Annotated in this window: 15 protein-coding genes and 2 other annotated features; of the genes, 13 read left to right on the top strand and 2 right to left on the bottom strand. The window is 35.3% G+C overall.

Annotated features, from left to right (window positions below):
• The first annotated feature begins 127 nt into the window (after nucleotides 1-127).
• From KI338_RS12100 to KI338_RS12050, 11 genes are all read left to right on the top strand, one after another.
• On the top strand, nucleotides 128-517 hold the full coding sequence (locus tag KI338_RS12100) for a cytosolic protein (protein WP_212921251.1): 390 nt from the start codon (nucleotides 128-130) through the stop codon (nucleotides 515-517).
• A 24-nt stretch (nucleotides 518-541) separates the two neighbouring features.
• The gene (gene nrdR / locus KI338_RS12095; protein ID WP_212921250.1) at nucleotides 542-1,003 is read left to right on the top strand and encodes a transcriptional regulator NrdR; all 462 of its coding nucleotides are present in this window, start codon (nucleotides 542-544) and stop codon (nucleotides 1,001-1,003) included.
• A 28-nt stretch (nucleotides 1,004-1,031) separates the two neighbouring features.
• A complete protein-coding gene (locus tag KI338_RS12090) occupies nucleotides 1,032-2,387 on the top strand; it encodes a replication initiation and membrane attachment family protein (protein WP_212921249.1) in 1,356 nt (451 codons plus the stop codon).
• 5 nt (nucleotides 2,388-2,392) lie between these two features.
• Complete coding sequence (gene dnaI / locus KI338_RS12085) at nucleotides 2,393-3,322, top strand: primosomal protein DnaI (RefSeq protein WP_212921248.1); 930 nt, start codon at nucleotides 2,393-2,395, stop codon at nucleotides 3,320-3,322.
• Between the two features lie 165 nt (nucleotides 3,323-3,487).
• Entirely contained in the window at nucleotides 3,488-4,342 is an 855-nt protein-coding gene (gene ytxC, locus KI338_RS12080; RefSeq protein WP_212921247.1) for a putative sporulation protein YtxC, read from the top strand.
• Nucleotides 4,343-4,397: 55 nt separating this feature from the next.
• Nucleotides 4,398-4,614 (top strand) — a binding site (T-box leader).
• A 93-nt stretch (nucleotides 4,615-4,707) separates the two neighbouring features.
• The gene (gene thrS, locus KI338_RS12075; protein WP_212921246.1) at nucleotides 4,708-6,657 is read left to right on the top strand and encodes a threonine--tRNA ligase; all 1,950 of its coding nucleotides are present in this window, start codon (nucleotides 4,708-4,710) and stop codon (nucleotides 6,655-6,657) included.
• 408 nt (nucleotides 6,658-7,065) lie between these two features.
• Nucleotides 7,066-7,189 (top strand) — a sequence feature (ribosomal protein L20 leader region).
• A 64-nt stretch (nucleotides 7,190-7,253) separates the two neighbouring features.
• Nucleotides 7,254-7,760 (top strand): translation initiation factor IF-3, encoded by a 507-nt coding sequence (gene infC, locus KI338_RS12070; protein ID WP_212921310.1) that lies wholly within the window; start codon nucleotides 7,254-7,256, stop codon nucleotides 7,758-7,760.
• Nucleotides 7,761-7,792: 32 nt separating this feature from the next.
• Nucleotides 7,793-7,987: a 50S ribosomal protein L35 gene (rpmI, locus tag KI338_RS12065; protein ID WP_042146308.1), complete on the top strand. Its 195-nt coding sequence runs from the start codon at nucleotides 7,793-7,795 to the stop codon at nucleotides 7,985-7,987.
• Between the two features lie 84 nt (nucleotides 7,988-8,071).
• A complete protein-coding gene (gene rplT, locus KI338_RS12060; protein WP_212921245.1) occupies nucleotides 8,072-8,431 on the top strand; it encodes a 50S ribosomal protein L20 in 360 nt (119 codons plus the stop codon).
• A gap of 266 nt (nucleotides 8,432-8,697) precedes the next feature.
• Nucleotides 8,698-8,967 (top strand): DUF1294 domain-containing protein, encoded by a 270-nt coding sequence (locus KI338_RS12055; protein ID WP_212921244.1) that lies wholly within the window; start codon nucleotides 8,698-8,700, stop codon nucleotides 8,965-8,967.
• Between the two features lie 84 nt (nucleotides 8,968-9,051).
• Nucleotides 9,052-9,624 carry a TVP38/TMEM64 family protein gene (locus KI338_RS12050; protein ID WP_212921243.1) on the top strand — a complete coding sequence of 191 codons (573 nt, stop codon included), beginning with the start codon at nucleotides 9,052-9,054 and terminating at the stop codon, nucleotides 9,622-9,624.
• A 29-nt stretch (nucleotides 9,625-9,653) separates the two neighbouring features.
• On the opposite strand, the gene KI338_RS12045 is transcribed toward KI338_RS12050, so the two are convergent.
• Entirely contained in the window at nucleotides 9,654-10,040 is a 387-nt protein-coding gene (locus KI338_RS12045; protein ID WP_212921242.1) for a sigma-w pathway protein ysdB, read from the bottom strand.
• Between the two features lie 131 nt (nucleotides 10,041-10,171).
• On the opposite strand from KI338_RS12045, the gene KI338_RS12040 reads away from it, so the two are divergent.
• Complete coding sequence (locus KI338_RS12040; protein WP_212921241.1) at nucleotides 10,172-10,660, top strand: dUTP diphosphatase; 489 nt, start codon at nucleotides 10,172-10,174, stop codon at nucleotides 10,658-10,660.
• Nucleotides 10,661-10,719: 59 nt separating this feature from the next.
• Nucleotides 10,720-11,805 (top strand): M42 family metallopeptidase, encoded by a 1,086-nt coding sequence (locus KI338_RS12035; RefSeq protein WP_212921240.1) that lies wholly within the window; start codon nucleotides 10,720-10,722, stop codon nucleotides 11,803-11,805.
• Nucleotides 11,806-11,852: 47 nt separating this feature from the next.
• On the opposite strand, the gene KI338_RS12030 is transcribed toward KI338_RS12035, so the two are convergent.
• Complete coding sequence (locus tag KI338_RS12030) at nucleotides 11,853-12,479, bottom strand: lytic transglycosylase domain-containing protein (protein ID WP_212921239.1); 627 nt, start codon at nucleotides 12,477-12,479, stop codon at nucleotides 11,853-11,855.
• Nucleotides 12,480-12,492: the final 13 nt, after the last annotated feature.

The raw sequence follows: 12,492 nt of genomic DNA, 5'->3' as shown, positions 1-12,492 counted from the left end.
CAGTAAGCTTCGATTGAAGCTTCCGTGTTCCCCTCTAGCAAAAATTATACTAGGGTAATCCTTAAAAACATGTTAAAATAAAAAGAGTAACTGTAAAGCGGACGTAAAGATATGGGAGTTGAATTGAATGTCTTTAGGAAATACATTATCGAAGTATTTTAATAATCGTGCGGAGACGTCTGAAAAACATTGGGATAAGGATCTCCAAACACATTATTATAAAACTACTAAAGATAAGGGCCTAGCAAAATTAGAAGAAATAATAAGTGGCTCTAGTGAATACAAAATCAACTCTGTTTCTACTGATCACGGAGAAATTAGCTTCCATGTTGTAAAAGGAAAAAAGGCGTTTGTTATCGGAACGGTTATTATGGTTCGCCCATACCAAACCGCAATTGATTTCACTGTTACAACGGAGTCAGCATTACCTTTTGATTTTGGTTATAGTTCGAAGCTAATAAAAAAGTTATACGAGAGAATAAATAAAGACCTTCCTTTATTGGATAAACAAAACTAAGCATGAAAAAATGAGGTTTATGTGATGAGATGCTCTAATTGTCATTATAAAAATACGAAAGTGTTAGATTCTAGACCAATTGAAGATGGCCGTTCCATTCGTAGAAGAAGAGAATGTGAGAAATGTGGCTACCGATTTACTACGTTTGAACGGATTGAGGAAGTTCCATTAATCGTTGTAAAAAAAGATGGGACAAGACAAGAGTTTAGCAGGGAAAAGCTTGTCCGCGGTTTAATAAAAGCCTGTGAGAAAAGACCTGTTTCTATTGACCAAATGGAAGAAATTGCATTTGATGTCGAGAAAGAGCTACGGAATATTGGTGCTTCTGAAATTGATAGTAAAGATGTAGGAGAAATGGTAATGGAACGACTTTCCAAGGTCGATGATGTGGCTTATGTTCGTTTTGCTTCCGTATATCGCCAATTCAAGGACATCAATGTGTTCTTAGATGAACTAAAAGATTTAATCACAGATAAGAAGAATTAAGCAGATACTTTAAAAAGGAAGGGTTAAGATGAACTATATTGGAAAAATCTTGCCAGTAGATGGCTATATGGTCGACTTACATGGTAATCTACCAGTAGATTATTCAAAATCGTTAACCCATCTATATTTACCTTTAATTGGTATAAAAGCAGTGATGCTTTATCAAACCTTACTTCATGAAATGGAGTTTAAAGAAATAGCACCTATTCAGACACACCATACAATCATGAATTACTTAAACATATCATTAGTTGATATATATGAGGCAAGACTAAGGTTGGAAGGAATAGGACTACTAAAGACCTTTGAAAATAAAACACCAGAGCAAACAGTCTATTATTATGTTTTACAAAGTCCTTTTTCTCCAAATGACTTCTTTAAAGATGCTATGCTATCACAATTATTATTCCATCATGTGGGACAAGATAAATATTCAATGCTTAAGTCGCATTATGTTGGTCATTTCGAACAGCCAAGTGGTCAAAATGTAACAGCATCATTCCATGAAGTTTTTGATACGATAATTCCAGATGCAAATGCCTACCATAAAGTTGAGAGAATTCCCGAGAATCAAGGTCCACATATAGATTCCATTGATTTTTCCTGGATGGAGCATATGCTGAAGTCTCGAATGATACCTTATAGACGGGTGTTAACTACTGAAAACAAGCGAATTATTACTCAAATGATGCACTTATATGGATTAGCTGAATATGAAGTCGAAAAATGTGTTCTTTGGGCATTAACAGATGAAAATTATCTTGATATTGATGAATTTAAAGAAGCCTGTCATGACACCTTTAAGAATGCACGTAAAGAGGCGAGTGTACAATTGGTTACACGAGAGGCAGAACCAGCTCCAACGAATAGGCAGCAGCCAATCACTAAAGAAGAGCAGTTCATTCTTGAATTAGAGAGGATTTCTCCGAAGCAATTGCTAGAGGATCTATCTAGTGGTAACCATGCTTCTGAACAAGATTTAAAGGTAATTCGAGAAATTATGACAACCCAAGGTCTACCTTCTCCAGTAATGAATGTATTAATACATTACGTATTATTACAAACTAATATGAAGCTTTCGAAGGCATATCTAGAGACGATTGCAAGTCACTGGTCACGAGCAAATTTAAAAACAGCTAAAGAAGCGATGGAATTTGCCAAAAGAGAAAAAGAGCGATACCGCCAATCAATAGAGAAAAAACAAAATCAACGAACATACCGAAAACAGTCTTCTAAAGAAGTTGTTCCAGATTGGTTTAAGGAAAGAAAACAAAAGACTACCACTATACAAACCGATACGATCAGTGAAGTAGAACTACAAGAAATGGAAAGTATCTTGAACAAATATTCTAGTGGCGGAAAAAATAGTCATTTGCAAGGATGATTGAAATGAAACCAGTACAATCTACATTAAAAAAATGGATGGAAAAAAATGAGAATTTCCAGGAAAATTATGTAAAAATACGAAATGAGGTCTTACAAGACCCGGAAATTAAGGAATTTTTGTCTCTGCATCCTGACCTACCAAAGCAAGAAATAGAAAAAAGCTTGATTAAATTCTATGAATACAAAACACAATCCAAACAATGTAATCATTGTGCGTCTTTTGGTGCTTGTAAGAATATGTTGCAAGGATATTCTCCAATACTTCGTGTGGAGAATAATGAAATTCATCTTTCTTATGAAAAGTGTCATAGTCGAATTATGTTTGAGAAAGAGCAGCAGCAACATAAGCTTATAGAAAGTTTGTATATGCCTAGGGAGATATTAGAGGCTACGATGGATGGTATTGATCGTGATCCAAATAGAGGCAAGGCTATTATAGAAATGGGACATTTCTTAAGCGAATTAAAAAATGGTATACCATCAAAAGGAATTTATTTTTACGGTCCCTTCGGAGTAGGAAAAACATATTTTCTAGGGGCAATCGCAAACGAATTAAAAAAATATAATATTTCTTCTATGCTAATTTATATGCCGGAATTTGTCCGTGAAATTAAGTCATCCATCAAAGATGATTCTATTAATGAAAAAATCGATTATTTTAAAAAGGCTGATGTTTTAATGCTTGATGACATTGGTGCAGAAACACAATCAGCATGGTTCCGGGATGAGGTTCTTGGTACAATTTTACAGTATCGGATGATGGAAAGATTACCAGTGTTTTTTACATCCAATTACAGTATGGAACAATTAGAGGAACAATTAGCCAAGTCTACTCGTGGTGATATAGAAACCGTCAAAGCGGGCAGAATTATGGAAAGAATTAAACAAGTAAGCCAAGAAGTACCAATTTTTGCAGACAATCGTAGGAATTAAATTGAAGTCAATAAAAGTCTATCTTTTATTGACTTTTTTTATTGTAAATTAAGGTATATCACTCTTTTTCAATTACTAAAGTTACTAGTTTTACTGGATTATTCATTTTTTAAAAGCTATGTCCATATAATGTAACAGTTTGGTTTTGGATGAGGGTGAGAGGATTTGCTGGATATTTATTTTACGTCTAACAAAGAAGTAATCAGTTTTTGTGAGCAATTATTCCATTATAACAAGAAAATTGAATTGCATTGGAAAACAAGTGAAGAATGGGGGAATCATTTACAAATAGAGTATAATCCAACTGATTCAGTGTTAATAGATGCTATTGTTAAAGCAATGGTCGATGTCTTTGTTACCCATCGATTAACTACAATGATAAAGGGAATAGTAGAGGAATATTATTATTACTCTAATCAGGATGAGATTGAAAAGATAGTTGATCTAACACATTGGTTGTTTGCCGGTGAAGATGATGAAAGTGTCAAGGTAAGAAACCAAAAGGACGACCCTATACAATTATTGTATTCCTTGATGGTGGCAGATGTAAAAAATACGACAACGATACATTTTGATTCCATTGTTAATTTTAGGTTAAAACTTTTCAAGGATAATTTAGCAAATTTGGTTGGTTTGGCAATAGAGGAATATAAACGAGAAGAGGACCACCAAGAATTTGTAAATATGTTAAGAGAATATATTGCGAAGAAAGAACCATCTTACAATGTAGTACATATTCTACAAGGAAACGATTTTTCATTTTTTAAATCGAGTGGTAAACCGTTTACTAGAATGGAGCTACGTGTGCTAATGCAAAAGGAACCGCTTTATATCGTTGGTTTAGATGAGGATGAGTTAAATTTGGCACCATTAGTTGCAATGGCACCTCGTAAAATCAAAATTTATGGTGATCATCCATCAGAGCCAAAAACATTAACGGTCATCAATGTTTTTCAGGAAAGAGTTGATTTTGAGCCGTTTAATAAGTTTCCTTTTCCCTATTATTTTAAAAATCAATAACAGGACTTGATTATTGTTAAAAGTAGCGCTATAATGTGGATTATATTTAATAGGTTTATCAGTAACGACAAGGACATGATCATTTGTTACCTGTTATGCCCAGAGAGGGAAGTAGCTTGCTGAAAGCTTCCTCATACAGCCGAATGATTACCACCTTCGAGCTCTACTTTTGAAGGATTAGTAAAAAGTAGCGTAAATCTGCGTTAAAGATTAAAGCCGTATTTATATACGGGAAATAGGGTGGAACCACGTGACCAACGCTCGTCCCTTTGCAATAATGCAGAGGGATGGGCGTTTTTTAATTTCAGGAGTAATAGTAACTTCTCCAACGAAAGAGAAAGAATATTTTATAAGGAGTGTAAAAAATGGCAGAAATCAAAATCATTTTTCCTGATGGAGCTAGTAAGGATTTCCCACAAGGTACAACTGGTGAAGAAATTGCCGCTTCCATTTCACCTGGCTTAAAAAAACAAGCCTTAGCTATTAAACTAGATGGTAAGCTATACGACCTAAAGCGTGAGCTAAACCAAGGTGGAGCTATTGAAATTATCACATATAAAAATAAAGAGGGTGTTGAAATTGCACGCCACTCAACTGCCCATTTAATGGCACAAGCGATTAAACGTTTATATAAAAACGTAAAATTTGGTGTTGGGCCAGTTATTGAAGAGGGATTCTATTATGATTTCGATATGGAGGAGAAGGTAACTCCTGATGATTTATCCAAAATCGAAAAAGAAATGCAGCGAATTGTCGATGAAAATTTACCAATTGAACGTATTGAGGTTACTCGAGACGAAGCAAAGAGAATGTTTACTGAAATTGGTGATAACCTAAAATTAGAATTAATCGACGCTATTCCAGATGATGAACAAGTTACAATCTATAAACAAGGCGAATTTTTTGACCTATGTCGTGGTGTGCATGTACCTTCAACTAGTAAATTAAAGGCGTTTAAGCTTTTAAGTATCTCTGGAGCATACTGGCGTGGGGATAGTAACAACAAACAGCTACAACGTATTTACGGTACGGCATTTGAAAAACAATCTCAGGTAGAAGAATACCTTCATATCTTAGAAGAGCGGAAAGAGCGTGACCACCGTAAGCTTGGAAAAGATCTTGAAATATTTACAATCAATCAAAAGGTTGGTCAGGGATTACCACTTTGGTTACCTAAGGGAGCAACAATTCGTCGTCAGATTGAGCGCTATATTGTTGATTTAGAAGAAAGACTAGGCTATAACCATGTATATACTCCAGTTCTTGCAAATGTAGACCTATATAAAACTAGTGGACACTGGGATCACTACCAAGAGGATATGTTCCCTACTATGCAAATGGATAATGAAGAATTGGTTCTACGTCCGATGAACTGCCCACATCATATGATGGTATTTAAAAACCAATTGTGGAGCTATCGTAACCTACCAGTCCGTATTGCGGAGCTTGGAACTATGCATCGCTATGAGATGTCTGGGGCACTTGCTGGATTACAGCGTGTACGTGCAATGACACTCAATGATGCCCATATTTTTGCTCGACCAGATCAATTAAAGGAAGAATTCATTCGCGTTGTTGAATTAATTCAGCATGTGTACAAAGATTTCGGTATAGACGATTACTACTTCCGTCTTTCTTATCGTGATCCTGAAGATAAGGAAAAATATATTGATGATGATGAAATGTGGGAAAAAACACAAAGTATCCTAAAGGAAACAATGGAAGATATGAACCTAGACTATGTGGAAGCAGAAGGGGAAGCAGCATTCTATGGTCCTAAGCTAGATGTCCAAGTAAAAACCGCTTTAGGTAAAGATGAGACATTGTCCACTGTTCAAATTGATGTGTTATTACCAGAGCGATTTGAGCTTTCTTATATCGGAGAAGATGGTAAAGAACATCGCCCAGTTGTCATTCACCGTGGAGTAGTTTCAACGATGGAGCGATTTGTTGCATTCCTTCTTGAGGAATATAAAGGGGCATTCCCTACATGGTTAGCACCAGTTCAAGTGAAAGTAATTCCAGTTTCTCCTCAAGCGCATTTAGATTACGCGAAGAAGGTAGCTGAGAAATTACAATACCAAGGAATTCGTGTTGAAGTAGATGAGCGTGACGAGAAGATTGGATATAAGATACGTGAAGCTCAAACTGAAAAAATTCCATTTGCCCTTGTAGTTGGGGATAAAGAAATGGAAGATGATGCTGTAAATGTAAGAAGATACGGAGAGCAAAAATCAGAAACACTTTCCTATGCTGATTTTGAAAAGTTAATCAAAGATGAGATTGACAAGAAAGTATTACGTGTAAAGAAATAGATTCTATTTAAGCATAGATGATCCTATAAAAGAAAGAATAAAGCCTATGATAAAATGGTGCTTAACCACATGAAATCGTCACGATACGGATTTCATGTGGTTTTATTTTTATCTAATTATTTTGTTTTACCTTCTTTCAATGATAATTTTGAAGTCGATGTTACCTATTCAAACCAAATGAATGGATGGTGTATTGTTCATCTAGGATAGGTAAGTTCATGGGTTTTATTGGTTATTGATAGTTTTCTTTTTGCCGCAATGTTTAAACAAATTAAAGAGAAATACCAGTAGAATTACACTAAACTTCCAAAAAACGAATAAGTAGTGTATACTAAATAGAGTATGAAGGGTTGACACTTTATTCAAGCATATGTTAATCTATAACAGTTGAATAAAATTGAATGATCAAAAGACAAGTAGAGGCACCCGCTTCTCACCTGTTCAACGCCTACAAGCAGTTGACTGGTTCACAGCTTTATGAATGACTAAAAGACGTGTGGGTGCATTTGTGTGCCCACATTTTTTTATTGAAGAACTTGTCCGTAATGATCAGAAACCCAAAAATCACTTGGAGGTGGCTGGCTATTAACAAAGATATGAACGTTAATGAAAAGATTCGTGCGAAAGAAGTACGATTAATTGATTCTAACGGTGATCAACTAGGTGTTAAAACACGTCAAGAGGCTCTAGAACTTGCTCAAAAAGCAAATCTTGACCTTGTCATGGTAGCACCTAATGCAAAACCACCAGTTTGTAGAATCATGAACTACGGTAAATTCCGTTACGAGCAACAAAAGAAGGATAAAGAAGCTCGCAAAAATCAAAAAGTTATTAACGTTAAAGAAGTGCGCTTTACACCTGGAATTGGCGATCATGACTTTAATACAAAATTAAAGAATGCACGTAAGTTCCTTGAAAAAGGTGATAAAGTAAAAGCTGCAGTTCGTTTCCGCGGACGTGCAATTACGCATAAGGAGCTTGGTCAAGAAGTATTAGACCGCTTTGCAGAAGAGGTTAAGGATATCGCAACAGTGGAATCTAAGCCTAAGATGGAAGGTCGTAATATGTTTATGATGCTTGCTCCAAATAATGAAAATAAATGATAAGCATTTAAGCATTCGAGGAGGAAATCTACATGCCAAAAATGAAAACCCATAAGGGTTCTGCAAAACGTTTCAAAAAAACCGGATCTGGAAAAGTAAAAAGATCACATGCTTATACAAGCCATATGTTTGCTCATAAGTCTCAAAAGCAAAAACGTAAATTACGTAAAGGTACTTTAGTATCTTCTGGTGACTACAAGCGTATCAAAGCAATGCTTCCTAAATAAGAAGTATTGTATTTGTGAAATAACAACTACTAAATAAACTAAATGGACATACAACGTAACGTATTGTATTAGGAGGGAATTACTATGCCACGTGTTAAAGGTGGAACAGTTACGCGTGCTCGTCGTAAACGCGTACTTAAATTAGCTAAAGGTTATTACGGTTCAAAGAGAACTTTATTTAAAACTGCAAAACAACAAGTTATGAAATCAGGTCAATATGCATATCGTGACCGTAAAGCGAAAAAACGTGAATTCCGTAAGCTTTGGATTGCTCGTATTAACGCTGCAGCACGTATGAATGACCTTTCTTATAACAAACTAATGCACGGATTAAAATTAGCAGGTATTGAAATCAACCGTAAAATGTTGTCAGATCTTGCTATCCATGATGAGCAAGCATTTGCTCAACTAGCTGAAAAGGCTAAAGCTGCATTAAATAACTAAGACGATGAGGCAATGGGGCTATGCCCCTGCCTCATTTTTTTTTATAAATTGGCTCAGGTTATGATTAATAAAAAAAGTTGAGAGATTCTTTACCGGTAAAGAGTGAAGTGAAAATGAAGGAATATCAGTAAGAAAAAACATGTTACAGTAGAAAGCCCAGTTAAAATAATTTGCAATATTGCCTGAGAGAACAGCTGCTGTTCTTGTTATAAAGAATTGGAATTAACTGTGATTATTTATTACGATTTAATGAGGGGGCTGCATTCATGGGAATACAAGAACTAGTATATTATTTAGGATTTGCAAATATCATCGGTTTTATTTTTATGGGAGTAGATAAGAAAAAGGCAAGAAATGATGAATGGAGGATACCAGAACGGACTCTTTGGGGAATTGCGGTCCTAGGTGGTGCACTTGGATCCTATATAGGAATGAAAGTTTTTCATCATAAAACGAAACATAACTCATTTCGGATTGGAATGCCTTTACTAGTAGTAATAGATGTTGCATTATTTGGTTATTTTTTCATGTCATAATAGCTCGTCTTATGTCATATACATGTACCGTTAGGCTAGGTTATATATGTATTCTTTCTTACTCGATCAAGAAGGAGGAAGGTTATGGAGCTATTTGGTAACTATATAATGGCCATCGTACAAACAGGTGGACTATTTGCCCCACTTATATTCATTGCTGTTCATTTGCTTCGTCCGATGTTTTTTTTACCTGTCGTGTTTATTTGTGTATCCGGGGGAATCCTATTTGGTGTACTGGCAGGAACTGTATATTCCATTATAGGAATTACCTTATCTAGTATTATCTTTTATTTTCTTATTCGCTTCATGCCTAAAATGTCTGAACGATTATTACGAATGAAGAAGAAGTTATTAGGAAAGCATGTGGAATTGACGACAACTCAAATCTCTTTATTGAGACTTATACCATTTATCCATTTTCACTTGTTATCACTATGTTTAATTGAAATCACAACTAGCTTTAAGGATTATACTAAATCATCCATTTTGACGAATATACCACTTGCGGTTATATATACATCAATAGGACAGTGGCTATCCAGTTTATCGCCAATGCATATTCTCTTATCTTTAACTGCTTTATTACTACTAATCTATGCATTGCGCAGAAAAGAGATCGTGATTAAATGGGAAGAATTCTTTCAAACCACTACATAAAGGCGCATCTAGTTTTATAGCTGCGCCCTTTATTTTGTCACGATTAGTTTATCAATAGGATGCTTCCAGGTTACTTTAGCGTACGGGTAACGGATAAGAAGTTCTTTTTCTAAAAAATAAATATCATCCCTTGTTAATCCCTGCAGCTCAATGGGGTCTGTCACAGTAACATGAATATCGACTATCTCAAATGAATTCTCTGTTGTTCCCACATATTTTTCTCCTTCGAACTGACATCCCTTATATACAAGACGAATATTTTTCTTACTATTCCATTGTTCATCAATAAAATAAAATCCATTTGAGATTTTTGCATGCTGCAAGAGTCTTTCTGGATTACGAAAGTATTGTATAATAGAATACAAAAGTAAAATAATGGCCGCTATTATTAAGATGCGAAACAAAATGACTATCATGTACCATCGTCTCCCTGGTAATCGTTATTATTCTGCAATACGAAATAGTAGCATAGAAGGTTTCATTATTTTTATTAAATATTTGTTACATAGTAAATATCAGGGAAAATAGCTTAAAAAGGAGTTTTACAATGGACTGGCAATCATTATTTTCCATGCAGAGGCAACTAGATTCATACATCGAATCTAATCACAATTTGTCCGATAAGGATTTATTTCAAGAAAAGTATTTAGCTTTATTGGTTGAGCTTGGTGAATTAGCAAATGAAACGAGATGTTTTAAGTTTTGGAGTAATAAAGCGAGAAGTAGTAAGGAAGTTATTTTAGAAGAATATGTAGACGGAATTCATTTTATGTTATCATTAGGACTTGAAAAGGGACTAGTCTATACATCTACAACCCCACTGGTGTTAGTAGATCTCACGGAAACGGAATTATTTAACAATGTCTTTGAAGATTGTGTATCGTTTAAAAATAATCCATCTCAGACAAACTATGAACGTTTATTCCAAGGATATTTACTATTAGGTTTGAAGCTTGGTTTTGAAGAAGAAGACATCTATAAGGCATATATGAAAAAAAATGAAGTAAATTATAAACGCCAAAACAATGGCTATTAATACCCTAATTATTAAAAAAACTGTATACTAAAGGGGAAATAATCAAAGGAGGTATCACTATGGCTCAATTAGATGAAACATTGTCGATGTTAAAGGAATTAACAGAAGCTAAAGGAATCTCAGGTCATGAAAAGGAATCTCGAGATGTTATGGAAAAATACATACAACCTTATGCGGATGAAGTATTTACAGATAATATCGGTAGCTTAATCGCCAAAAAAGTAGGCGACGAAAATGGTCCTAAAATTATGGTTGCAGGGCATCTTGATGAAATTGGTTTTATGGTAACAAGAATCGATGATAAAGGATTTGTCTATTTTCAGACGATTGGTGGTTGGTGGAGCCAGGTCATGCTTTCCCAACGTGTAACAATTATGACGTCAAAAGGAGATGTCACCGGGGTTATTGGTTCAAAACCACCACATATTCTTTCTGCTGCAGATCGGAAAAAGCCTGTTGACATAAAAGATATGTTTATTGATATTGGAGCATCAAGTAAGGAAGAGGCAGGAGAATTTGGGGTAAGACCAGGAGATTCCATTGTTCCTTACTTTGAGTTTACGCCACTTAAAAATGAAAAATTACTACTTGCAAAGGCATGGGATAACCGTATCGGCTGTGCCATTGCTATTGAAGTATTGAAAAAATTGAAGGATGAAAAACATCCTAATATTGTTTATGGTGTTGGAACTGTACAGGAGGAAGTAGGACTACGGGGAGCTAAAACAAGTGCTTATGCGATAAAGCCCGATATAGGCTTTGGAGTGGATGTTGGTATTGCAGGGGACACGCCAGGAATTAAAGAACAGGATGCAGATAATAAAATTGGTAAAGGACCACAGATAGTCCTTTATGATGCTTCGATGATTTCTCACAAAGGAGTTCGTGACCTAGTCATTCAAACTGCAGAGGAGCATCATATTCCATTCCAGTACACTTCTATTGCTGCTGGTGGTACAGATTCGGGTTCTATTCACTTAACAGCGAATGGTGTGCCTTCATTATCCATTACTATAGCAACTCGTTATATCCATTCACATGCCGGAATACTCCATCGTGATGATTTTGAAAATGCAGTAAAGCTTATTGTAGAAGTGATTAAAAAGCTTGACCGTAAAACGGTAGATGAAATTTTTTTAGCATAACAAATGAAAAAGCCTGAACTGATAAAAAAGTTCAGGCTTTTTCATTGTTAGGCGAGATATCGTTGCATTACTTTTTGAACATAGTTCTGCGTTTCTTTAAATGGTGGTATACCTTGATATTTATCTACATTACCTGGGCCCGCATTATATGCGGCTAACGCTAGTTCAATATTCCCATTATACCGATTAAGCATGTCACGTAAGTATTTCGTACCACCATTTATATTCTGTTGCGGATCATATGGATTTAATACTCCAAGGCCTCTGGCAGTACCGGGCATTAGCTGCATCAAACCTTGAGCTCCTGCACTACTCTTTGCAAAGGGATTATAATTAGATTCAGTTTCAATAACCGAATGGATTAATTTCTCATTAATACCATATTTCTGTGAGGCATTTTTAATATATGCATCAAAATCCTTTGTAGATGTGTTGGGAATAGCAGTATTATATGTATCTAACGAACCCATCATGTTGATATATGGATAATTAATCGTGTTTGTTGGTGTATAAGTCTGTGTATTCTGTTGGCCATTCTCAAGCAATTCATTCTCCAATATTTGCTTAAATGCCATATCTACAATAGGAGAAAAGCTAGATAAAGAACTATTTCCAGAGTTCAGAATTGACATAGCTTGTAATTGCATTAGTGATTGTATTTGTCTAATATCCATCGTGAAAAGTCGC

It is taken from the genome of Ornithinibacillus bavariensis, assembly GCF_018333235.1.
In the GTDB taxonomy this organism is placed as follows: Bacteria; Bacillota; Bacilli; order Bacillales; family Amphibacillaceae; genus Ornithinibacillus; species Ornithinibacillus bavariensis.
The sequence above is the reverse complement of the archived record's forward strand: the minus strand, read 5'-3'. Positions and strand labels throughout refer to the sequence as shown.